The sequence below is a fragment of the Stenotrophomonas sp. 96582_Sma genome (assembly GCF_056480905.1).
On the sequence record NZ_CM151122.1, the window covers coordinates 1 to 23,778 of the forward strand.

Below are 23,778 nucleotides of genomic sequence, written 5' to 3' on the forward strand. Positions count from 1 at the left end.
ATGGATGCTTGGTCCCGTAGTCTCGAGCGCCTCGAAGCGGAGTTCCCGCCGGAAGACGTTCATACCTGGTTGAAGCCGCTGCAGGCCGATCTGCGCGTGGACAGCCTGGTGCTGTATGCACCGAATGCCTTCATCGTCGACCAGGTCCGCGAGCTGTACCTGGCCCGGATCCGCGAACTGCTGGCCCATTTCGCCGGTTTCAGCGACGTTTTTCTTGAAATCGGCTCGCGCCCGCGTCCCGTGGAGGCGCAGAACGCGCCGGTTTCCACGCCGTCGGCGCATGTGTCCAGCGAACCGCAGGTGCCGTTTGCCGGCAACCTGGACAATCACTACACGTTCGCCAACTTCGTCGAAGGCCGCAGCAACCAGCTGGGCCTGGCCGCCGCCTTCCAGGCAGCGCAGAAGCCGGGCGACCGCGCGCACAACCCGCTGCTGCTGTACGGAGGCACGGGCCTGGGCAAGACCCACCTGATGTTCGCCGCCGGCAATGCCATGCGCCAGGCCAATCCGGGTGCGAAGGTGCTGTACCTGCGTTCGGAACAGTTCTTCAGCGCGATGATCCGGGCTCTGCAGGAAAAGACCATGGATCAGTTCAAGCGCCAGTTCCAGCAGGTGGACGCGCTGCTGATCGATGACATCCAGTTCTTCGCCGGCAAGGACCGCACCCAGGAAGAGTTCTTCCACACCTTCAACGCGTTGTTCGATGGCAAGCAGCAGATCATCCTGACCTGCGACCGCTATCCGCGCGAGGTCGAAGGCCTGGAAGCACGCCTGAAGTCGCGGCTTGCCTGGGGCCTGTCGGTCGCGATCGAACCGCCGGACTTCGAGACCCGCGCTGCGATCGTGCTGGCCAAGGCACGCGAACGCGGTGCAGAGATTCCCGATGATGTTGCGTTCCTGATCGCCAAGAAGATGCGCTCCAACGTGCGCGACCTCGAAGGTGCGCTCAATACCCTGACCGCCCGCGCCAATTTCACCGGCCGCGCGATCACCACCGAGTTCGCCCAGGAAACCCTGCGCGATCTGCTGCGCGCCCAGCAGCAGGCGATCAGCATTCCCAACATCCAGAAAACCGTTGCCGACTACTACGGCCTGCAGATCAAGGATCTGCTGTCGAAGCGTCGGACCCGCTCGCTGGCCCGCCCCCGCCAGGTCGCCATGGCCCTGACCAAGGAACTGACCGAGCACAGCCTGCCCGAGATCGGCGACGCCTTTGCCGGTCGCGACCACACCACGGTGCTGCATGCCTGCCGCCAGATCCGGACCCTGATGGAAACCGACGGCAAGCTCCGCGAGGACTGGGACAAGCTGATCCGGAAGCTGAGCGAATGATGCACGGATGCCGATGAGGCGTCATCGCACAAAACGGTGCAGAATCCGGTAGCAAGCGCGGGACACGTTGTGGATAAAAATGGCGTCTGAAATCGCGTCGAATTTATCCACAGCTTTCCCCACCCCCTGGGGGTCGGTAATACAGAGGGTTTCGAGGTCTGAAATTCTTTTATTTACAAAGACTTAGCGTTGTTTTCCAGCGATTCTGTCTCTACCAGCACCACCAAGCTTTTGATTTATTCCACATTTTTTAAAGCATAGGGGCACGGAACCACATGCGTTTCACACTGCAGCGCGAAGCCTTTCTCAAGCCGTTGGCACAGGTCGTCAACGTGGTCGAACGCCGCCAGACCCTTCCGGTTCTGGCCAATTTCCTGGTCCAGGTGCAGAACGGCCAGCTGTCGCTGACCGGTACCGACCTGGAAGTGGAGATGGTGTCGCGGATCGCGGTTGAAGATGCCCAGGACGGCGAAACCACCATCCCCGCCCGCAAGCTGTTCGAGATCATCCGCGCCCTGCCCGACGGCAGCCGGATCACCGTCTCGCAGACCGGTGACAAGATCACCGTGCAGGCCGGCCGCAGCCGCTTCACCCTGGCCACCCTGCCCTCCAACGACTTCCCGTCGGTTGACGAAGTGGAAGCCACCGAGCGCGTGGCCATCGGCGAAGCGACCCTGAAGGAACTGATCGAACGCACCGCGTTCGCGATGGCCCAGCAGGACGTGCGCTACTACCTCAACGGTCTGCTGTTCGATCTGCGCGGCGATGCGCTGCGTACCGTCGCCACCGACGGCCACCGCCTGGCGCTGTGTGAAACCGATCTGGCCAAGCCCAGTGGTTCCAAGCGCCAGATCATCGTGCCGCGCAAGGGCGTGACCGAACTGCAGCGCCTGCTGGAGAGCGGCGATCGCGAGATCGAGCTGGAAGTCGGCCGCAGCCACGTCCGCGTCAAGCGCGACGATGTCACCTTCACCTCGAAGCTGATCGACGGCCGTTTCCCGGATTACGAAGCGGTGATTCCGATCGGTGCCGACCGCGAAGTGAAGGTTGATCGCGAAGCACTGCGTGCCTCGCTGCAGCGTGCCGCAATCCTGTCCAACGAGAAGTACCGCGGCATCCGCGTGGAAGTCTCGCCGGGCAACCTGAAGATCAGCGCGCACAACCCGGAACAGGAAGAAGCCCAGGAAGAGATCGAAGCCGACACCACGGTCAGCGATCTGGCCATCGGCTTCAACGTGAACTACCTGCTGGATGCCCTGTCTGCCCTGCGCGACGAGGAAGTCATCATCCAGCTGCGCGACTCCAACTCCTCGGCACTGGTGCGTGAGTCCAGCAGCGAGAAGTCGCGCCATGTGGTGATGCCGCTGCGTCTCTGACGGCAGCCTGTTCCACGTGGAACCGAACGACGCCCGGGATCTTCCCGGGCGTTTTTTTTGCAGGTTCCACGTGGAGCATCGCGATGGCCGGATCTCCAGGTATGGGTGAATGCCTTCCTTGAGATTGCTGGTTGCCGATTGATCCTGGCTGCCTTTCCGATGCAATCGGTGCTGAGCGATTGGAATCCAGGTTGTGAGCTTGGGCGCTGTCCAGCCGCTCTCGATCGAGTATGCCGTTCCGGGTCTTCAGCCTGATGCACGTTCCCCGAACTTGCCGGAGGGGTGAAGCAGATCGTGGGTCGCAACGCTGCGGTTGCTTCATCTGCAGACGCCACTGTCCACAGGTCTCGTTGGGGTCGGATCTGGGCCGGCCTAGCTTCTAAATCTGGGTATAAATCTAAAGCATGGTGGTGATGGTAGGCCCAGATTTCGTGGAGAAATGCATTATCTATTTGATTTTGAAGAGATTTATGCACCTGAAACCCCCTGTATAGAGGCCCCTCAGGCTGGGGGGGAACCTGTGGATAGTTTCGCAGGTCGGGCAAAAGGGCTTTTTTATCCACAGTTTGCCCATACCTTGTGTATAAGTCATACAGACCTGCTGTGGACAGTGTGAAACGGCGGGCTCGAATTCCTTGAAATCTGTGGAACCCTCCAGGGCATCGCATCGTAGATTTCAAGAAATCTGCGCGGTGTTCGCGCAAACCACCGTCGGGGCACCTGGCGATGCTCGCGGAATGAGGCTGAAATCGCTGAAATCTGAGGGCCGGTACCCTGCGCCGCCGCTCAGAATTCAAGGATTCCCGGGCGTATCCAGACCCAGGCGAGCCCAGGTGAGGGAGCGCCACCACGTGGAACACGCGTAGGGTTGCCAGACGGAGTCTTCAGCACAGTGGCGATGTCTGGCGCGGCACGGCTGGCTTGACCGATGCAGTAAGCTGATGGATTCCCTGCCCCTCTACCGCCTTGTGCGGATGGTCTTTCGCGCCCCATGCAGATCCGCCGCCTCGCCTTGCATCAACTGCGTCGTTTCAGTGCGGTGGACCTGTCGCCCCAGCCGGGATTGAACCTGCTGACCGGCGACAACGGTGCCGGCAAGACCAGCGTGCTCGAAGCCCTGCACTTGATGGCCTATGGCCGCAGCTTCCGTGGCCGGGTGCGCGACGGTCTGGTACGCCAGGGCCAGGAAGCGCTGGAAATCTTCGTGGAATGGGACGAACAGCGTGCCCATCACCCGCCCCACCGCCGAAAAGCCGGCCTGCGCCACAGTGGTCAGGACTGGAAGGGTCGACTGGACGGCGAGGATGTCGCACAGCTGGGTAATCTCTGCGCAGCGCTGGCCGTGGTGACGTTCGAGCCCGGGAGCCATGCACTGGTCAGTGGTGGTGGTGAACCCCGCCGCCGCTTCCTCGATTGGGGCTTGTTCCACGTGGAACCGGATTTTCTGTCCCTGTGGCGTCGCTATTCCCGGGCGCTGAAGCAGCGCAATGCCCTGCTCAAGCAGGGCGGGCCATCGCGGATGCTCGATACCTGGGATCACGAGCTGGCCGAGGCAGGAGAACCACTGACCAGCCGCCGCCAGCACTACCTGGAGCGTCTGCAGCAGCGCACGGTAGCCTTGGCGGCCAGCCTGGCTCCGCAACTCGGTATCCAGGGATTGGAGCTGAGCCCCGGTTGGCGGCGGCATGAGCTTCCCTTGGCCGATGCCCTGCTTCTGGCCCGGGAACGTGACCGGCAGGCAGGGTATACCTCGGTGGGCCCGCACCGCGCGGACTGGAGTGTGGATTTCCACAGCATTCCAGGTCGTGATGCGCTGTCCCGCGGCCAGGCCAAGCTGACGGCGTTGGCGTGCCTGTTGGCACAGGCGGAGGACTATGCGGAACAGCGAGGCGAATGGCCGGTGATCGCATTGGACGATCTGGCCTCGGAGCTGGATCGTACCCATCAGGCGCGGGTATTGGAGCGTCTGCTCAATGGGCCCGCACAGATCTTCATTACCGCCACCGAAACCCCAGCGGCGCTGCAGGAACTGACCCACATCGCCCGGTTCCACGTGGAACATGCACAGATCGTGGCTGTGCCATAGTGGGCACACCAGGGCCGCTCGACCCCGGCTGGTATAATTCGGGTTGGAATCCTTTCATTCTCGGCGCATCGCCCCAAGCGGTGCCCGACCTGCGGAGCCTACGGCAAGCGCAATGAGCGACGAACAGAACACCCCGGCAAACAACGGCAATTACGACGCCAACAGCATTACCGCCCTGGAAGGCCTGGAGGCTGTCCGCAAGCGTCCCGGCATGTACATCGGCGACGTGCATGACGGCACCGGTCTGCACCACATGGTGTTCGAGGTCGTCGACAACTCGATCGACGAAGCGTTGGCCGGCCACGCCGACCACGTTGCAGTGACGATCCACGCCGACGGCTCGGTCTCGGTGTCCGACAACGGCCGTGGTATTCCGACCGGCAAGCACGAGCAGATGAGCGCCAAGCTCGGTCGCGAAGTGTCTGCGGCCGAAGTCGTCATGACCGTCCTGCACGCAGGCGGCAAGTTCGACGACAACAGCTACAAGGTTTCGGGCGGCCTGCACGGCGTCGGCGTCAGCGTGGTCAACGCGCTGTCGCAGAAGCTGCTGGTGGACGTGTTCCAGAATGGCTCCCACTACCAGCAGGAATTCAGCAACGGCGCAGCCGTGACTGCGCTGGCCAAGCTGGAAGCCACCACCAAGCGCGGTACCACCGTGCGCTTCTGGCCGTCGACCGTCGCCTTCCACGACAACGTGGAATTCCACTACGACATCCTGGCCCGCCGCCTGCGCGAGCTGTCGTTCCTGAACTCCGGCGTCAAGATCGTCCTTGCCGACGAGCGTGGCGACGGCCGTCGCGATGACTTCCACTACGAAGGCGGCATCCGCAGCTTCGTGGAGCATCTGGCCCAGCTGAAGACCCCGCTGCACCCGAACGTCATTTCAGTCACCGGCGAGCACAACGGCATCGTCGTGGACGTGGCGCTGCAGTGGACCGACTCCTACCAGGAGACGATGTACTGCTTCACCAACAACATTCCGCAGAAGGACGGCGGTACCCACCTGGCCGGTTTCCGCGGTGCGCTGACCCGTGTGCTCAACAACTACATCGAGCAGAACGGCATCGCCAAGCAGGCCAAGATCAACCTGACCGGCGATGACATGCGCGAAGGCATGATCGCAGTGCTGTCGGTGAAGGTGCCGGACCCGAGCTTCTCCAGCCAGACCAAGGAAAAGCTGGTCAGCTCCGACGTGCGCCCGGCGGTGGAAAACGCCTTCGGTGCGCGGCTGGAAGAGTTCCTGCAGGAAAACCCGAACGAAGCCAAGGCGATCGCCGGCAAGATCGTCGATGCCGCACGTGCACGTGAAGCCGCGCGCAAGGCCCGCGACCTGACCCGCCGCAAGGGCGCGCTGGACATCGCGGGCCTGCCGGGCAAGCTGGCCGACTGCCAGGAAAAGGATCCGGCGCTGTCCGAACTGTTCATCGTCGAGGGTGACTCGGCAGGTGGTTCGGCCAAGCAGGGCCGCAACCGCAAGAACCAGGCGGTGCTGCCGCTGCGCGGCAAGATTCTCAACGTGGAACGCGCGCGTTTCGATCGCATGCTGTCCTCCGACCAGGTGGGTACGCTGATCACCGCGCTGGGCACCGGCATCGGCCGTGACGAGTACAACCCGGACAAGCTGCGTTACCACAAGATCATCATCATGACCGACGCCGACGTCGACGGCGCCCACATCCGCACCCTGCTGCTGACGTTCTTCTACCGTCAGATGCCGGAGCTGATCGAGCGTGGTTACGTCTACATCGGCCTGCCGCCGCTGTACAAGATCAAGCAGGGCAAGCAGGAGCTGTACCTGAAGGACGACCCGGCGCTGGACAGCTACCTGGCCAGCAGCGCAGTGGAAAACGCTGCACTGGTGCCGGCCACCGGCGAGCCCGGCATCGAAGGCCTGGCGCTGGAGAAGCTGCTGCTGGCCTACGCGGCGGCGCTGGATTCGATCGAGCGCAACGCACACCGCTACGACCGCAACCTGCTTGAAGCGCTGGTCGACTTCGTCCCGATGGACCTGGAAAGCCTGCGCGCTGCCGGCGAAGGCGAGGGCCTGGATGCACTGGCCAAGCGTCTCAACCAGGGCAGCCTGGGCAGCCCGCGTTTCACGCTGGAACTGCAGGACGCCAACGACGAGCGCCCGGCCGCTGTGCTGGTGACCCGTCGCCACATGGGCGAACAGCACATCCAGGTGCTGCCGATGTCGGCCTTCGAAAGCGGCGAACTGCGCGCAATCCACCAGGCATCGAAGCTGCTGCACGGTCTGGTCCGCGAAGGCGCGACCATTTCCCGCGGTGCCAAGTCGATCGAAGTCGACAGCTTTGCCAAGGCACAGAACTGGCTGCTCGAGGAGGCCAAGCGTGGCCGCCAGATCCAGCGATTCAAGGGTCTGGGTGAAATGAATCCGGAGCAGTTGTGGGACACCACGGTGAATCCGGAAACCCGTCGACTGCTGCAGGTGCGCATCGAAGATGCTGTCGCTGCCGACCAGATTTTCAGCACGCTGATGGGCGATGTCGTCGAACCGCGTCGCGACTTCATCGAAGACAACGCGCTGAAGGTCGCAAACCTGGATATCTGACACAATCGGGACACGGCCGGTGCGCGGGGAGGCGCGCCGGCCTTCGACTCTTGAACGCAGGTACCTGATGTCCGCATCCGCCCCGGTTTCCGCTCCGCCCCCGGTTCCGCCGGCTTCTGCCGCGCCGCGTGCCGTTTCGCCGTTGGCGGGGTTTTTCATCGACCTGGGTATCGCCGCTGTCACCCTGTTCGGCCTGAGCCTGATCAGCGGCCTGCTATGGGGCCTGTACCGTGGCGTGGTGGTCGGTTACGCGAACGCGCAGGCCGGCGCTGGTGCCCCCGACGCCAGTTCGGTAGCGGCGTCACTGGGCCAGCCGGGCGCGCTTGCGCAGATTCTCATGGCGCTGTTTGCCACCGGCGGCGCCGCGCTGCTGCTGTACTTCTGGCGACGGTCGGCCAATGCCGCCGAGCGCCACGCGTCGCGCCAGGCGCTGCGCCGTCCCTCCACCTGGGGCTGGACCCTGCTGGTGGCGACCCTGATCGTGCTCGGCAGCAATGGCATCGCCTTCCTGGCCAAGCAGTTCGGCATCGAGCCGGTTCCCACCAATCTGGCGCTGATGCAGAGTGCGATCGCGCGCTTCCCGTTGTTCCTGGTGCTGTTCGCGGTGGTACTGGCACCGGCCTACGAGGAGCTGCTGTTCCGCCGCGTGCTGTTTGGCCGCCTGTGGAAGGCCGGGCGCCCGTGGCTGGGCGTGGTACTGAGCAGCCTTGCTTTCGCCCTGATCCATGAAATCCCTGGCACCAGTGCCAACGGCCCGGCCGAGATCGCGCAGCTGTGGCTGGTCTATGGCGGCATGGGTGCCGCGTTCTGCTGGTTGTACCAGCGCACCGGCACGCTCTGGGCCGCGATCACCGCGCACGCGCTGAACAACGGCGTGGCGCTTGCCGCGCTTGTGTTCTTCGGGGCAACGTAACGCCGTGTCCGCTTGACGAAAGATTAAGCCGCTACGCTACACACTGCGCATATGAACACGGGGGTGGATCCATGAAACAACTGCTGCTGGCCCTTGTCATCACCACCCTGGTCAGCGCCTGCGCGACCACGACCTCTCCTACCGGCCGTCGGCAGATGGTGGGCGGGGTGTCGCAGGCGCAGCTGGACCAGCTCGGCGCACAGGCGTTCGCCGAAACCAAGCAGAAGGAAAAGATCAGCACCGACGGCCGCCAGAACGGTTACGTGCAGTGCGTGGTCAACGCCCTGGTCGCGCAGCTGCCGCCTCAGTACCGTGGCGTACGGTGGGAGACGGCCGTGTTCGTCGACAAGGAGCCCAACGCCTTCGCCCTGCCCGGTGGCAAGGTCGGCGTGAACACCGGCATCTTCACCGTCGCCAAGAACCAGGATCAGCTGGCTGCCGTAATCGGCCATGAAATCGGCCACGTCATCGCCCGCCACCACGAAGAGCGCATCACCCGGCAGATGGGTGCGCAGACCGGGCTGGCCGTGCTCGGTGCGCTGGCCGGCGCGGCCTACGGAGAAGGCGCTGCCAGCACCGTCAACCAGCTCGGGGGCATGGGCGCGCAGACCGCCTTCCTGCTGCCCGGTTCACGGACCCAGGAAAGCGAGGCCGACGTGATCGGCCAGCGACTGATGGCCCAGGCCGGTTTCAACCCGGCGCAGGCGGTCGACCTGTGGCAGAACATGATGGCCGCCAGTGGCGGCCGCAGCCCGCAATGGCTGTCCACCCACCCCGATCCAGCCAACCGTATCCAGGAACTGCGACGCGATGCACCGGGACTGACGCCGGTCTATCAGCAGGCGCAGGCGGCCGGGCTGCGGCCAAAGTGCGGATGAGTGCGCAGTTCTATGCTGTATTGCAGCACATAAAACGATTTCTCACGCCATCTGTTTCTGATACGTTTGGCGGCTCAGATTTTTCTGACAGTCCGACTTTGCCGCTATCCGGCGGTTCGATCGAGGTGAACGATGATTTTCCGTAACCACAAAGCTGTGCTTTCCGTCCTCGTCGCGACCGCCCTGACCGGCGCCGTGGTCACCGATGCCTTCGCGCAGTCCTCGCGTTCCTCCGAGCGTGGCAACCGCGGCGGCAAGCAGGCCAAGGCCGAAGCGCTGTACCCGAACGCGACCCGCGAGGAGCCGACCGTCAAGGCATCGGCCAAGCTGGGCAGCAAGCTGCAGAAGATGATCGACAGCTACAACAAGGAAAAGTTCCCGGAGACGCGCACGCAGGCCGACGCGATCCTGGCTGACAGCGCCGCGAACGAGTACGACAAGTCGCTGGCCGCGCAGCTGGCCTCGCAGGCCGCCTACCAGACCGACGACACCCCGGCTGCCGTGGCCTACCTGAAGCAGGTCCTGCAGTTCAACGGCCTGGACAACAACGGCCACTTCCAGTCGATGCTGATGCTGGGCCAGCTGCAGCTGCAGGAAGACCAGACCGCCGAAGGCCTGGCGACCCTGGACAAGTACTTCGCCGAGAGCAAGTCGACCAAGCCGGAAGAGCTGATCGCCAAGGGCCAGGCGCTGTACCAGCTGGAGCGCTACCAGGAAGCGATCCCGGTGCTGAAGCAGGCCATCGCCGGCGCCACCGAACCGAAGGACAACTGGAACCAGCTGCTGATGGCGGCCCTCTCCGAAGCCGGCCAGTCCGGTGAAGCGGTGAAGGAAGCCGAGGCGCTGGCCGCCAAGAACCCGAACGACAAGAAGGCCCAGCTGAACCTGGCCAGCATGTACATGCAGGCCGATCAGATGGAGAAGGCTGCCGCGGTGATGGACAAGCTGCGCAGCAGCGGCCAGCTCACCGAAGAGCGCGAGTACAAGCAGCTGTACTCGATCTATGCCAACACCGAACACAAGGAAAAGGACGTCATCGCGGTCATCAACGAAGGGTTGCAGAAGGGCATCCTGAAGCCGGATTACCAGGTCTACCTGGCGCTGGCCCAGTCCTACTACTACTCCGACCAGGTGCCGCAGGCGATCGATGCGTGGCAGAAGGCTGCCCCGCTGTCCAAGGACGGTGAGACCTACCTGAACCTGGCACGCGTCCTGCATGCCGAAGGTCGCATCCCGGAGGCCAAGCAGGCCGCCCAGCAGGCGCTGGCGAAGGGTGTGAAGAACCAGGCTGATGCCAAAAAAATCATCAACCTGAAGTAAGTAGGAATAACGCCTGAATGCCTGCACAGTTGATGCGCAGGCGCTCAGGATTGGTATAAGCTTGGAGGTTCCTGCGGTGTCATGCACCGCTGATCAGGGATTCCGCCCCCGGCATCCCGGCCCCACTATTGAGCTCTTGGCGCATGACGGAACAACTAGTCGTTCACCGGTACGAACAACCCGATGACAAGGGGCTGAGCTGGCCTCGCATCGTCGGCATCGCGTTTGTAATTGCCCTGCATCTGGCCGCGTTCATGATGCTCCTGATCCCCGCCGTGGCTCCCAAGGCCGTGGCTGAGAAGGAGCGCAACGTCATGGTGACGATCGTCGACGCCCCGCCGCCGCCGCCACCGCCGCCGCCGCCGCCGCCGCCGACGGATACTCCGCCGCCGCCGGTGAAGAACCTGTCGCCGCCGAAGCCGTCGCCGGTCCCGCCGCCGCCGCAGGCGCCGGTCGTGGACGTGCCGGAACCGCGCCCGAGCGATATCGTCACCCCGCCGTCGCCTCCGTCGCCGCCGGCTCCGCCGACCTCGATCGAGGCCAGCGTGGACATCTCGTCGAAGGCCATGAACCCGCCGCGCTACCCGCCGGCAGCCTTCCGCGCGGGTATCCAGGGCGAAGTGATCCTGATCATTGATGTCGATGCCAGCGGCAACGTCACCAATGTCACGGTGGAAAAGTCCAGCCGTAACCGCGACCTGGACCGTGCTGCGATGGAAGCAGCTCGCAAGTGGCGCTTCAACGCCGCTGAATCTGGCGGTAAGAAGGCGGCAGGTCGCGTTCGCGTCCCGGTCAACTTTGCGCTGAACTGATGCGTCCGGGTGGCCGCCTGGCCACCCCCGCTCCCAGTTCGATTGTTTAGCTTAGCTACACCCTTTATCACCACACACAACAAAGGTAAGCGTCATGCTGCAGGAAATTTTCATCGCCGCTGCTGCCGGGGGCAATCCGTCCAACGCCCTGTCGCAGATGGGCTTCGAGCACCTGATCCACGAAATGACCACCAAGCCGGGTGATTTCGCGGTTTCCTGGGTCGTGCTGCTGACCCTGGTCGTCATGTCGGCCATGTCCTGGTACTGGACCGTCATCAACATCTTCCGCGCCACCCGCCTGAAGAGCGCCGCTGATCGCGTCGTCAGCCTGTTCTGGGATACCCCGAACGCGCAGGACGCCATCCGTGCGATGGAAGAACAGCCGGCTTCCGAGCCGTTCTCCAAGATCGCCCTAGACGCTGCCCAGGCGGCTGCCCACCACCAGCGCGCTGAAGGCGGCGCCACCGGCGGCGTGGGTGAGAACCTGAGCCGTTCGGAGTTCGTCGACCGCGCTCTGCGTCAGGCCGTGACCCGCGAAAGCAACAAGCTGCAGTCGGGCATGACCCTGCTGGCCACCGTCGGCGCGACCGCTCCGTTCGTCGGTCTGCTGGGTACCGTGTGGGGCATCTACGGCGCGCTGATCAAGATCGGTGCCACCGGCTCCGCTTCGATCGACGCCGTTGCCGGCCCGGTGGGTGAAGCGCTGATCATGACCGCGATCGGTCTGTTCGTCGCGATCCCGGCCGTGTTCGCCTTCAACTTCTTCAGCAAGATCAACAGCGCGACCATCAGCAAGTTCGATACCTTCGCGCACGACCTGCACGACTTCTTCGCCACCGGTTCGCGCGTCCGCTAATTGCGACGCGCTGTACCCAGCGAGAACGTAGTCAACACGATCTAGACGGAGCCCGTTATGGCTTTCAGTAGTGGTAACAGCGGCGGCCCCATGGCCGACATCAACGTTACGCCCCTCGTGGACGTGATGCTGGTGCTGCTGATCATCTTCATCATCACGGCGCCCCTGATGTCCCACAAGGTCAAGGTGGATCTGCCGGAGGCCAACCTGGTCCAGAAGCCGGACGACACCAACGACCGCAAGGGCCCCATCACCCTGGCAGTCAAGGAAGATGGCTCGATCTACTGGAACGACGAAGAAATCAACAAGCAGACTCTCGAGTCGCGCTTGGCGACCGCCGCCCAGCAGACCCCGCAGCCGCCGTTGAACCTGCGTGGTGACCGCACCACCAAGATGCGTGTCATCAACGAGATGACCAAGATCGCGCAGGAACAGGGCATGCTGGACGTCGGCTTCGTCGCGACCAAAGAGAAGGGGCAGTAAGCCATGGCATTCAGTAGTGGTGGTGGCAAAGGCCCCATGGCAGACATCAACGTCACGCCCCTCGTGGACGTGATGCTGGTTCTGCTGATCATCTTCATCGTGACCGCGCCGATCATGACGTACCCGATCGCCGTGGACCTGCCGCAGCGCGTGCTCAACCCACCGCCGCAGCTGGTCGAACCGCCGCCGCCGATCGAACTCAAGATCGACGCCAGCAACCAGGTCTCGTGGAACAACAGCCCGATCAATGCGAGCGAGCTGCAGCAGCGGATGGAGAACGAGGTCCAGAAGGACCCGACCAACCAGCCGGAACTGCGCATCGATGCGAGCCCGGATTCCGAGTACGACGTGATGGCCAAGGTTCTGGCTGCCGCGAAGAACGCTCAGATGAAGAAGATCGGTTTTGTGCAGCAGTAACTGCTACACCGCAATACAACAGTCATGACGCGACTGCAGACGCCCCTGGAAACAGGGGCGTCTTTTTTATGCCTGACGGCCTGGACCGTTATGATCGGCGGATGCTCGCCCTCTTCGACTCCCTGCGCCACTGGCTCGACGGCATCGCCCACCTTGGCACGATCCTGGCGGTCGCCTATCTGCTGTACCTGTTCGCGCTGGCGGGCTGGATCATGCTGCAGAAGCGCGAGCCGGTGGCCACGCTGAGCTGGATCCTGTCGCTGGCGCTGCTGCCCTACCTGGGTCTCTTCATCTACTACCTGCTGGGCCCGCAGAAGGTGAAGCGGCAGCGCCTGCGCCGTGGCCGTGCCCGCTCGGGGATGGAGCACTACAGCGATGTCTGCCCACCCGACGCCGACTGCACCGAGCTGGCCAAGGTCGCACAGGCCACGACCGGGCTCGCGCCGAGCAGCGCCACCGAAGTCACCTGGCTGGTGGATGGCGCGGCAACCTACGCGGCCCTGCTGGACGCCATCGCGCAGGCCCGCGATCACGTGCACCTGGAGTACTACATCTTCAACCCGGACCATGCCGGCACCGCGCTGCGCGACGCCCTGGTCGAGCGCGCCCGCGCGGGCGTGCAGGTGCGCCTGCTGCTCGACGCGGTGGGTTCGTCGACCCTGCCCCGCCGCTTCCTGCAGCCGCTGCTCGACGCCGGTGGCGAAGCGATCTGGTTCCACCCACGGCAGCTGCTGAAGCCATTCAAGCGCCCGTGGTTGAACCTGCGTACCCACCGCAAGCTGGTGATCGTCGACGGCCGCCTCGCCTTCACCGGTGGCATCAACATCACCGACGACGAGGATGAAAGCCGCAGGGCGGATGCCTACCGCGACCTGCACATGCGCATCCGCGGCCACGTGGTGCGCAGCCTGCAGCTGGTGTTCGCCGAGGACTGGCTCTACGCCAGTGGACAGGATCCCTCGCGCATGGACATCGCGCGTCTGTGGCCAGCCGACATGCCGCTGCGCGGCGATGGTGCGATCAACGCCCAGGTGCTGGTCTCCGGCCCGGACTCGGGCTGGGAGACGATCCATCGCCTGCATGTGGCGGCGATCCAGGAAGCGCACGAGCGCGTCTGGCTGGTCACGCCCTACTTCGTGCCGGGCGAAGCGGCGCGGATGGCACTGACCTCGGCCGCGCTGGGCGGGCTGGACGTGCGCCTGCTGGTGCCGAAGATGAGCGATTCCTGGTTCGTCACCCAGGCCGCCCGCTCCTACTTCGACGAGCTGCTGCATGCCGGGGTGAAGATCTACGAGTACGGCCCACGCATGCTGCATACCAAGGCCTTCATCGCCGATGACGACGTCTGCATCGTCGGCAGTGCCAACTTCGATCACCGCAGCTTCCGGCTGAACTTCGAGCTGTCGATGATGATCAGCGACCGTGACCGGGTGGCTGCGCTGGCCGAACTGCTGCAGGGCGAATTCGACCGTTCCACGCGTGTGCACGACCAGGCCGGTCGTTCGCTGTGGCTGCACCGCCTGCCCGAGGCCTTCGCCCGGCTGGCCTCGCCGCTGCTCTGACGCAGCGCTACACTGCGCCGATCATCCGGGGAGCCCGACTATGTACTGGTTGTACCTGCTGCTGGCGCTGGGCTCTTTCGCCTTCGCGCTGAAGACCCCCAGCCCCGGGCTGATGACCCTGTGCCTGCTGGCCGCCCTCGCCTTCCTGTTGGCCTGGGTGCGTGGCCGCTACGTGGCCCGTTTCGGTGATCCACAGCGCGATCCGTCCACACTGGTCGATGCCGAAGAACTGCGCCGCCTGCGCGAACAGGCCCAGGCCCGCCGCGGTGACGACCCCAACGATCACGATCCATCCCCTCTTTCCAAGTAGTTTCGTTCCATGACCCAGCTCAGCGTCAACGTCAACAAGATCGCCGTCCTGCGCAATTCGCGCGGTGGTGCCGAACCGGACGTGGTACGCGCCGCCCAGGCCTGCCTGGATGCCGGCGCGCATGGCATCACCGTGCATCCGCGACCGGACCGCCGTCATATCACCGCCGAGGACGTGCTGGCCCTGTCCACGCTGACCCGTGCGCGTGGGGTGGAGTTCAACATCGAAGGCAATCCGTTCGCACCGCCGCGCGAGGGTTATCCGGGGCTGCTGCCGCTGTGTGCACAGACCCGTCCGGCGCAGGCTACCCTGGTGCCTGACAGCGACGGCCAGATCACCTCCGATCATGGTTTCGACTTCGAGCGGGATGCCGAACGACTGGGCCCGCTGATTGCCGAACTGAAAGCGATGGGTTGCCGGGTCAGCCTGTTCGTCGATGCGGGCAACCCGCTGCTGGAGCAGGCGGCCGAAGTGGGTGCGGACCGCATCGAGCTGTATACCGGGCCCTATGCGGAGGCGCATGCGGCTGGTGATGCTGACGCGATGCTGGCGCTGTTCGCCACTGCCGCACGCCGTGCACAGGCCGTTGGCCTGGGCGTGAACGCCGGCCACGATCTGTCGCAGGACAACCTGCGCGATTTCCTGGCCAACGTGCCGGACGTGCTGGAGGTGTCGATCGGCCACGCGCTGATCGGTGAGGCGCTGTACGACGGGCTGGACGCCACGGTGCGCGGGTACCTGGCGCTGCTCTGATCCCTCCCCTGTAGCGTCGAGCCCTGCTCGACTTCGGTCTTGGGCCACCCTGGGTGGGAGTCGAGCACGGCTCGACTCTACGGGTGGCGCTGAACCCTTCAGGCGGCCGTCGCAGCCATTGAGACAACCACGACGTACCCTGCCGCAATGGGTATTGCGATCAAGGGCCGAGGTTCCACGTCCCACCTTGCCGGGCGCTTTGAAAGCACTGTCAGCGAGGCGGTGGACGACGGCTGGGCGGTCGACGAGAGCGAGGAGTTCCTTGCCCCGCGCCTGCGTACCGAAGTGCGTGCCGAAACCGCGCGCAGCATCATCACCCGCAACACCTCGCCGGACGTCGGCTTCAGCCAGTCGGTCAATCCGTATCGCGGCTGCGAGCATGGATGCTCATACTGCTTTGCACGCCCCTCGCATGCCTATCTGAACCTGTCGCCGGGCCTGGATTTCGAAACCAAGCTGTTCGCCAAGACCAATGCGCCCCAGCTGCTGCGCAAGGAACTGTCGAAACCGGGCTACGTGCCGCAACCGATCGCGCTGGGCATCAACACCGATGCGTACCAACCGATCGAGCGCAAGTTCAAACTGACCCGCCAGCTGATTGAAGTCATGCTGGAAACCAAGCATCCGTTTTCGCTGATCACCAAGAACGCGCTGGTCGAGCGCGATATCGACCTGCTTGCGCCGCTGGCCGCGGAGAACCTGGTCAGCGTGCACTTCTCGGTGACCTCGCTGGACCCGCATCTTTCCGCAAAGCTGGAGCCACGTGCGTCTGCACCGCATGCGCGGCTGCGCGCGATGAAGCGCCTGCATGACGCCGGTATTCCGGTGGGCGTGATGGTGGCGCCGGTGATTCCGTGGATCAACGACAGCGAACTGGAAGCCGTGCTGGAGGCTGCACACGATGCCGGTGCCAGCACCGCCGGTTATGTGCTGCTGCGCCTGCCGCTGGAAGTGGCACCGCTGTTCCGCGAGTGGCTGGACACCCATCATCCAGATCGCGCCGCACATGTGATGAGTACCATCCAGCAGTTGCGCGGCGGCAAGGACTACGACAGCCAGTTCGGCACGCGCATGCGGGGCCAGGGCGTGTATGCCGATCTGTTGAACAACCGCTTCAAGCTGGCGCGCAAACGTCTGGGCTTCAATGCGCAGAACAGCCATTGGCCGAAGCTGGATTGCAGCCGGTTCCTGAAGCCGCTGCCGCCGAAGAAGGATTCGCCGCAGGGTTCGTTGTTCTGAGTAGAGTCGAGCTTGCTCGACTGGAGACGTAAAGGCAGTTGAGCAAGCTCGACTCTACCCCCCAAACAACTTCTGCGCACTCTGGAACAGGATCCAGCTGGTCGCGATGAACTTGTCCCCACCCTGCGGCCGGTTGCCACGATGCGTGTGGGTGAACGCAGTCGGCGCAATCAGCAGGCTGCCGGTGCGCGGCGCGATCTTCCGCCCCTGGAACAGGAACTCGGTTTCGCCCTCTTCGAAGTCGTCGTTGAGGTACAGCGTCCACAGCACGTGCCGGTGCAGGGTCTCGGCCTGCGCATCCTTCGGGTACAGCTCGCAATGCCAGTACGGGTAGCCGCCCTCGCCTGCCGCATACCACTGCAGGTTGATCGCACCCGGGCGCAGGCAGGTGCGGGCCAGATCGGCCAGCTGCTGCTGCGGCATGTCGGGGAAGTCCTCGGCAGACAGGCGTCGCGGTTGGCCGTTGCTGTCCTGGATCTGCAACATCAGCGGCGCAATCAACGCCTGTGGATAACGGCGTAGATAAGTCAGCAGGCCGTTGAACACCGCGATCTGCAGCTGCTGATCGACATCCTGCCAGCCGTCCAGGCCACTGATGCGCAGATCCTTGCTGTGCTTGAGTTCCGGGAACACGCCACTGCCCACCGCACCGGGCTGCAGGCCACGCGTAGCGCGCAGGCGCTCAACGATGGCCGCGCAGACCTCGCTGGGGACGGCGTTGTGGATGACTTCGATGAAATCGACCGGGCCCTGCTCGTGCATGCGTGCATTCCTTAGGCGGCAACGGCTTGATGGTGCCGTTTGCCGCCCTCGGTGTCACCCCGCGGTCATGTCATCGAACTGCCATGACCGCTGTCAGGCGATAGGCCGTCAGCCCTGCGCGTCGTCGTGTGCGTGGTGGTAGCGCACGGCTTCAGCCACTTCCTCGCGCGAACCCAGGAACACCGGCACGCGCTGGTGCAGTTGGTCGGGCTGGATGTCGAGGATGCGCTCGCGGCCGGTCCAGGCAGCGCCACCGGCCTGTTCGACCAGCAGGCCCATCGGGTTGGCTTCGTACATCAGGCGCAGCTTGCCGGCCTTGGACGGATCCTTCTTGTCCCACGGGTAGATGAAGATGCCGCCGCGGGTCAGGATGCGATGCACGTCGGCGACCATGCTGGCGATCCAGCGCATGTTGAAGTTCTTGCCGCGCGCGCCTTCCTTGCCCGCCAGCAGATCACCGACATAGGCCTGCATCGGCGCTTCCCAGTGACGCTGGTTGGACATGTTGATGGCGAATTCCTGGGTGGCCGCCGGAATCTGCATGTTCTCGGTGGTCAGCACGAACTCGCCCTTCTCGCGGTCCAGGGTGAAGGCATGGGTACCGTGGCCGACGGTCAGCACCAGCTGGGTGCTGGGCCCGTAGATGCAGTAGCCGGCGGCGATCTGCTTGCTGCCCGGCTGCAGGAAAGCATCATCGCCCGGCAGTTCGACGTTGGTCGGGCAGCGCAGCACCGAGAAGATGGTGCCGACGGAGACGTTGACGTCGATGTTGGAGCTGCCATCGAGGGGATCGAACAGCAGCAGGAAATCACCGCGCGGATAGATGTCCGGCACCGGCTGGCTGTGGTCCATTTCTTCGGAGGCGCAGGCGGCGAGGTGGCCGCCCCAGGCGTTGGCTTCGAGCAGGATCTCGTTGCTGATCACATCCAGCTTCTTCTGCGCTTCGCCCTGCACGTTGCCGGTACCGGCGTCGCCGAGCACGCCACCGAGGGCGCCCTTGCTGACGGCGATGGAGATGCTGGTGCAGGCGCGGGCGACGACCGCGATCAGCTGGCGCAGGTCGGCATTGATGCGGCCGGCGTGCTGTTCCTGGATCAGGAAGCGGGTCAACGAAGTACGGGACATGAGCGGGCAGGTCTCGGCAGCGGGAAAACGCCTATTGTCGCCCGTATGGCGGGGCCGTGCGTGAGCGCGGGAAGGCGTAATCGTTTCCAGATGCGTTGCGCTCGTGGCGCCTTCCTTCATGGAGGCGCAGGGCGAGGCACACCGTGGCCAGGACACGCCGTAAACCCCCCTCCGGGGTCCGGCCCAGCCGCTGGCGGCAGGGCGTTCGGGCGCTTGCGAAGCAGTGCTTCGCAGGCAAAGCGCCCTCACCCATGGGGGCTCGATCGGCGCATCCATGCGCCTCACGGTCCTGGCCACGGTGTGCCTCGCCCTGCGCTTCAGGGTTCGCCGCGAGCGCGGTGGGGATGGCAAAGGCAAGAGCAAAAGCAAAAAAACAAAGGCGCCTTTCGGCGCCTTTGTCTTCAAGCTACTGGAGCGTTGTTTCAGCCCTTGGCGACGGTGGCCACGGCCTTGGCGACGTATTCCAGGTTGTTCTGGTTCAGCGCGGCCACGCAGATGCGGCCGGTGCCGACGGCGTAGATGCCGAACTCGTCGCGCAGACGCTCGACCTGCTCACGGCTCAGGCCGGAGTAGGAGAACATGCCGGCCTGTTCGTTGATGAAGCCGAACTGCGGGGCACCGGCAGCGGCCAGCTTCTCGACCAGGCCCTGGCGCAGTGCGTGGATGCGCTCGCGCATCTCGGTCAGCTCCTGCTCCCACATCGCGCGCAGTTCCGGGTTGGTCAGCACGCCGGCCACCAGCGCGGCACCGTGGGTGGACGGGCTGGAGTAGATGGTGCGGATCACGCGCTTGACCTGGGACTGCACGGCCTTGGCGTCAGCGGCGGTCGGCGCCACCATCGACAGCGCACCCACGCGCTCGCCGTACAGCGAGAACGACTTGGAGTACGAATTGGCGACGATGAAGCTGTCGATGCCGGCTTCGGCGATGATGCGCACGGCGGCGCCGTCCTGCTCGATGCCCTTGTCGAAGCCCTGGTAGGCCATGTCGATGAAGGGGAACAGCTGCTTCTCCTTCAGCAGCTGCGCGACCTGCTTCCACTGGGTGACCGTGAGGTCGGCGCCGGTGGGGTTGTGGCAGCAGGCATGCAGCAACACCACGGTGCCGGCTTCCAGCTTGCCCAGGTCGGCCAGCAGGCCGTCGAAGTTGACGCCGTGGGTGGTCGGGTCGAAGTAGGTGTAATCCACCACCTCGAAGCCGGCCGCGCTGAACACGGCGCGGTGGTTTTCCCAGCTCGGGTTGCTCAGCGCAACGGTGGCGTGCGGCAGCAGCTTCTTCAGCACGTCGGCGCCGACGCGCAGCGCACCGCTGCCACCGACGGTCTGTGCGGTGGTGACGCGGCCGGCGGCCAGCAGCGGCGAGTCCTTGCCGAACACCAGCTCGCGCGTGGCCTGCGTGTACGCCGGCAGGCCATCGATCGGCAGGTAGCCGCGCGGTTTGGCTTCAGCGGCGAGCTGCTGCTCGATCTGCTTGACGGCGCGCAGCAGCGGAATGCGGCCGCTCTCGTCGTAGTAGATGCCCACACCCAGGTTGACCTTGGTCGGGCGGCTGTCGGCGTTGTACGCCTCGGTCAGGCCCAGGATCGGGTCGCCTGGGACCAGTTCCACGTTTGCAAAGAAGGACACGGCGGTACTCGTTCGGTAGACGGAAAGGGGGAGGAATTGCGCCACGCGGTCTGCGGCTTTTCGGCCGGAAACAGCCCATCGTAACAAAGCCTGCCGGGGCTGGCCGCCGCCATCGTCATCCGCGGCCCCGTACCATGGCGTGCGTTGCCGCCCGATCCATCAACCTGAATCATGAATCCTGCCGCACGACGCCGTTGCCTGCCGCTGTCCGCCCTGCTGCTGTCGCCCTGGGCGGCGGTGGCCGAGCCTGCATCCACCACCCTGCCTGCGGTGCAGGTTCAGGCCGCGCGGGTGCCGGGCATTGACCCGTTCGCGCTGCCGGCCAGCCAGGACACGGTCTGGATCGACGCCAGCCGTGCTGGCACCGGCGCACAGCTGTCCGAGGCGTTGGCTGGCGTACCGGGACTACTGGCGCGCGACCGGCAGAACTTCGCCCAGGATACGCAGCTGTCGATCCGTGGCTTCGGCGCGCGCTCGACCTTTGGGGTGCGCGGGGTGCGGGTGTTGATCGACGGGGTGCCGGCGACCATGCCCGATGGCCAGGGCCAGCTGTCGCATGCCAGCCTGTTGGGCGCCGAACGCATCGAGGTGCTGCGCGGGCCGTTCTCGGCGCTGTACGGCAATTCCTCCGGCGGCGTGCTGCAGGTCTGGAGCGCGCAGGGCCAGGCCGGCGACCCGTGGCGGCTGCGCGTGAACGCCGGCGCCGACAGCACGCTCAGTGTCGGCGCGCAACTGAAGGGTGCCGGCCAAGCGCTGGACTACAACATCGCCGCCAATCACTTCCGCACCGATGGCTGGCGGGACCATAGCCGCGCGCGCCGTGAATCGCTCAACGCACGTATTGGTGGTGATCTGGGCGGTGGACGGCTCGAGCTGCTGCTCAACGCGCTCGATGCCCCCGATGCGCAGGATCCGCTGGGCCTGAGCCGTTCCCAGGTGGCGGCCGATCCGCGCCAGGCCACGGCAGTGGCTCACCAGTACAACACCCGCAAATCGGTGCGCCAGCAGCAGGCTGGGTTGCGTTGGACCCGGGAAACCGACACCCAGCGCTGGCAGCTGATGGGCTATGCCGGGCAGCGTGAGGTCACCCAATACCTGCCGATTCCGCCGACCGCACAGGCCAACCCGTTGCATGCGGGCGGCGTGATCGATCTGGACGCGGGCTACGGCGGACTGGACGCGCGCTGGGGCTGGCATGGCGACCTCGCCGGCCGACCGTTGGACCTGGTGGCCGGGCTCAGTGCGGACCGCCAGCGCCAGCACCGTACCGGCTACGAGAACTTCATCGGCAGCACCCTGGGCGTGCGTGGGCGCCTGCGTCGTGACCAGATCGACACGGTGCAGAACGTGGACCAGTTCGCCCAGGCCTGGTGGCAGTGGAGCCCGCGCTGGTCGCTGCTGGCCGGGCTGCGCCACAGCGCGGTGCGCTTCGAATCCGATGACCGCTACATCACCGGGCGCAATCCGGACGACAGCGGCCACCGTCGCTATCAGGCAACCACGCCGGTGGCAGGTGTCAGCTTCGAGTCCAGCCCGCAGTGGCGGCTGCACGCCGCCGTGGGCCGGGGCTTCGAGACGCCTACCTTCAATGAGCTGGGTTATCGCGCCGACGGCCAGGCGGGATTGGCACTGGATCTGGCGGCTGCGCGCAGCCGCACTCTGGAGGTAGGCAGCAAGTGGCACGCACAGGACGGAACCCAGCTTGATATCAGCCTGTTCCGCGCAGATACCGACGATGAGCTGGCAGTTGCGAGCAACTCTGGTGGGCGCAGCACCTATCGCAACATCGGCCGCACCCGCCGCCAGGGTGTGGAACTGCAGTACCGACAGCCGCTGGCCGAGCAGCTGGAACTGCAGCTGGCATGGACATGGCTGCAGGCGCAGGTGCGCTCGCCGTACCTGACCTCGAACAGCGTGGTCGCTGCGGGCAGCCGCCTGCCTGGTGTGCCGCAGCAGCAGGCCTTCGCCAGGCTGCAGTGGACCCCCGACGACTGGCAATGGGCGCTGGAAGTCTCGGCCAGTAGCGATACCGTGGTCAACGACGTGGCCACCGAGCGTGCGCCCGGCTTTGCCCTGCTGCATCTGGAAGCCGGCCGTCGCTGGACGCTGCCGGGTGGCGAGCTGCGCGCCTTCGCCCGGCTGGAGAATGTGCTGGACCAGGCCTACATCGGCTCGGTGATCGTCAATGACGGCAATGGCCGCTTCTACGAGCCGGGACCGGGACGGCGGGCCAATGTCGGCCTGCAGTGGTCGTGGCGTTGAAGTGGTAGTGCCGGCCGCTGGCCGGCATCGCGCGGTGCAGGACGTCAGGAGGTTGCCAGCCAACGGCCGGCGCTACCGTCAGTCGGGGGCCTTGGCCGGCACGAACGGCGAGGTCGGGTCGCTGGCCGGGAAGGTCTCCTCCAGCGCCTCATCCTGGTTGTCGCTGGCGCGCTGCTTGCGCTCACGCCGCTTGAGCGGGCTTTCCTGGCCGCCACGATGGCGGTCGCCGCCGTCCTTGCGGTCCAGCGCGGCCTGTTCAGACTCGTGCTTCACCGGCAGATGCTCTCCGGCATGCTCGGCATCGAAGAACGGTGCACCGGTGCCGCGGTAGTCGGCATTGTCGGCATCGCGCTTGCCGCGCTGCTCGCCGGGAATGGGCGGGTGGTTTTCGCGCAGCGGGTCTCGTGAGGTCTCTCGGCTCATGGTCTGGTACCTGCACTCGGGGGCTCCCACTACACCGCCCTGCAGGTAAAGCCGCCGCGAACCTGGCGTCATGAACATCTCGCTCACCCCCCGGTAACGGCACCGCGCGTATTCCTGCCCACCCGCCCCCGCTGCAGGAGCCGGCCATGCCCCGTCTTGAACGACCCGCACCGTCCGTGTTCAACGCCCTGCTCGATCCGCTCGGCCAGCGCACCGCGCAGCGCCGCACGCGCCGCCAGGAAGATCCGCAGGCGGTGGCGCAGGACTACCTGCAGTACATGCTCAGTGACTACGAAGAGCGCCGAGGCCAGAGCCACCGCAACTGGCGCGATCTGTGCCCGGTGTATGCCTTCGCGCTGACCACGCATGCCGCCGACTGGCCGCGCGGTGATGCCGCCGATACCTGCGAGGAACTGGCCGAGCACTGGGAGCAGATGCGCGGGCAGTCGCGGTTGAGCTGGTCGCAGGCGAGGCCGGTGGTGGAGGACGCCTGGCGCGCACTGGACCATATTCCGGCGGCGGCGGTGAGGCCGTTGCTGCAGTAGTGCCGGCCGCTGGCCGGCAACCCCAGGAAACTTCAGTCCGCGAGCCTCAGCCGGCCAGCGGCCGGCACTACCGCTTTCCGTAGAACCCACGTGCACGGCACGGACACGGCTGGTTTACGCCCTCCGG

21 protein-coding genes are annotated in these 23,778 nt (G+C 65.1%); 17 read left to right on the top strand and 4 right to left on the bottom strand.

Annotated elements, in window-relative coordinates:
* The 15 genes from dnaA (at nt 1) to ACZK2R_RS00075 (ending at nt 16,909) form a co-directional block, all read left to right on the top strand.
* On the top strand, nt 1-1,332 hold the full coding sequence (dnaA, locus tag ACZK2R_RS00005) for a chromosomal replication initiator protein DnaA (RefSeq protein WP_005411730.1): 1,332 nt from the start codon (nt 1-3) through the stop codon (nt 1,330-1,332).
* A 275-nt stretch (nt 1,333-1,607) separates the two neighbouring features.
* Nucleotides 1,608-2,708 carry a DNA polymerase III subunit beta gene (gene dnaN / locus ACZK2R_RS00010; protein ID WP_005411731.1) on the top strand — a complete coding sequence of 367 codons (1,101 nt, stop codon included), beginning with the start codon at nt 1,608-1,610 and terminating at the stop codon, nt 2,706-2,708.
* A 991-nt stretch (nt 2,709-3,699) separates the two neighbouring features.
* On the top strand, nt 3,700-4,794 hold the full coding sequence (gene recF, locus ACZK2R_RS00015; protein ID WP_032128507.1) for a DNA replication/repair protein RecF: 1,095 nt from the start codon (nt 3,700-3,702) through the stop codon (nt 4,792-4,794).
* A 112-nt stretch (nt 4,795-4,906) separates the two neighbouring features.
* Nucleotides 4,907-7,366 carry a DNA topoisomerase (ATP-hydrolyzing) subunit B gene (gene gyrB / locus ACZK2R_RS00020; protein ID WP_032128508.1) on the top strand — a complete coding sequence of 820 codons (2,460 nt, stop codon included), beginning with the start codon at nt 4,907-4,909 and terminating at the stop codon, nt 7,364-7,366.
* Between the two features lie 67 nt (nt 7,367-7,433).
* Entirely contained in the window at nt 7,434-8,279 is an 846-nt protein-coding gene (locus ACZK2R_RS00025; RefSeq protein WP_478487690.1) for a lysostaphin resistance A-like protein, read from the top strand.
* 71 nt (nt 8,280-8,350) lie between these two features.
* Nucleotides 8,351-9,157 (top strand): M48 family metallopeptidase, encoded by an 807-nt coding sequence (locus ACZK2R_RS00030; protein WP_032128510.1) that lies wholly within the window; start codon nt 8,351-8,353, stop codon nt 9,155-9,157.
* Nucleotides 9,158-9,289: 132 nt separating this feature from the next.
* Nucleotides 9,290-10,477, top strand: coding sequence for a tetratricopeptide repeat protein (locus ACZK2R_RS00035; protein WP_032128511.1), 1,188 nt, complete (start codon nt 9,290-9,292; stop codon nt 10,475-10,477).
* A 143-nt stretch (nt 10,478-10,620) separates the two neighbouring features.
* Entirely contained in the window at nt 10,621-11,289 is a 669-nt protein-coding gene (locus tag ACZK2R_RS00040) for an energy transducer TonB (protein ID WP_049399022.1), read from the top strand.
* Nucleotides 11,290-11,383: 94 nt separating this feature from the next.
* Nucleotides 11,384-12,145, top strand: coding sequence for a TonB-system energizer ExbB (gene exbB / locus ACZK2R_RS00045; RefSeq protein WP_004132614.1), 762 nt, complete (start codon nt 11,384-11,386; stop codon nt 12,143-12,145).
* 57 nt (nt 12,146-12,202) lie between these two features.
* Nucleotides 12,203-12,628, top strand: a complete 426-nt coding sequence (locus tag ACZK2R_RS00050) for an ExbD/TolR family protein (RefSeq protein ID WP_012509603.1) — start codon at nt 12,203-12,205, stop codon at nt 12,626-12,628.
* A 3-nt stretch (nt 12,629-12,631) separates the two neighbouring features.
* The gene (locus tag ACZK2R_RS00055) at nt 12,632-13,045 is read left to right on the top strand and encodes an ExbD/TolR family protein (RefSeq protein ID WP_032129281.1); all 414 of its coding nucleotides are present in this window, start codon (nt 12,632-12,634) and stop codon (nt 13,043-13,045) included.
* A gap of 101 nt (nt 13,046-13,146) precedes the next feature.
* Nucleotides 13,147-14,607 (top strand): cardiolipin synthase, encoded by a 1,461-nt coding sequence (gene cls, locus ACZK2R_RS00060; RefSeq protein WP_180837986.1) that lies wholly within the window; start codon nt 13,147-13,149, stop codon nt 14,605-14,607.
* A 40-nt stretch (nt 14,608-14,647) separates the two neighbouring features.
* A complete protein-coding gene (locus ACZK2R_RS00065) occupies nt 14,648-14,917 on the top strand; it encodes a hypothetical protein (protein WP_125892595.1) in 270 nt (89 codons plus the stop codon).
* 9 nt (nt 14,918-14,926) lie between these two features.
* On the top strand, nt 14,927-15,670 hold the full coding sequence (locus tag ACZK2R_RS00070; protein WP_180837985.1) for a pyridoxine 5'-phosphate synthase: 744 nt from the start codon (nt 14,927-14,929) through the stop codon (nt 15,668-15,670).
* Between the two features lie 147 nt (nt 15,671-15,817).
* Entirely contained in the window at nt 15,818-16,909 is a 1,092-nt protein-coding gene (locus ACZK2R_RS00075; RefSeq protein ID WP_180837984.1) for a PA0069 family radical SAM protein, read from the top strand.
* A 54-nt stretch (nt 16,910-16,963) separates the two neighbouring features.
* On the opposite strand, the gene ACZK2R_RS00080 is transcribed toward ACZK2R_RS00075, so the two are convergent.
* The 3 genes from ACZK2R_RS00080 to ACZK2R_RS00090 form a co-directional block, all read right to left on the bottom strand.
* Entirely contained in the window at nt 16,964-17,671 is a 708-nt protein-coding gene (locus ACZK2R_RS00080; RefSeq protein WP_065724008.1) for a 2OG-Fe(II) oxygenase, read from the bottom strand.
* Nucleotides 17,672-17,779: 108 nt separating this feature from the next.
* Nucleotides 17,780-18,796, bottom strand: coding sequence for a class 1 fructose-bisphosphatase (locus tag ACZK2R_RS00085; protein WP_014035428.1), 1,017 nt, complete (start codon nt 18,794-18,796; stop codon nt 17,780-17,782).
* Between the two features lie 422 nt (nt 18,797-19,218).
* Complete coding sequence (locus ACZK2R_RS00090; protein WP_049462449.1) at nt 19,219-20,421, bottom strand: amino acid aminotransferase; 1,203 nt, start codon at nt 20,419-20,421, stop codon at nt 19,219-19,221.
* Between the two features lie 171 nt (nt 20,422-20,592).
* Here ACZK2R_RS00090 and ACZK2R_RS00095 point away from each other — a divergent pair, with 171 nt between their 5' ends.
* Nucleotides 20,593-22,683: a TonB-dependent receptor family protein gene (locus ACZK2R_RS00095; protein ID WP_180837983.1), complete on the top strand. Its 2,091-nt coding sequence runs from the start codon at nt 20,593-20,595 to the stop codon at nt 22,681-22,683.
* A gap of 78 nt (nt 22,684-22,761) precedes the next feature.
* On the opposite strand, the gene ACZK2R_RS00100 is transcribed toward ACZK2R_RS00095, so the two are convergent.
* Entirely contained in the window at nt 22,762-23,106 is a 345-nt protein-coding gene (locus ACZK2R_RS00100; protein ID WP_032129273.1) for a hypothetical protein, read from the bottom strand.
* Nucleotides 23,107-23,252: 146 nt separating this feature from the next.
* Between ACZK2R_RS00100 and ACZK2R_RS00105 the strand changes: the two genes are divergently transcribed.
* A complete protein-coding gene (locus ACZK2R_RS00105; RefSeq protein WP_010487387.1) occupies nt 23,253-23,651 on the top strand; it encodes a hypothetical protein in 399 nt (132 codons plus the stop codon).
* Nucleotides 23,652-23,778 lie beyond the last annotated feature (127 nt).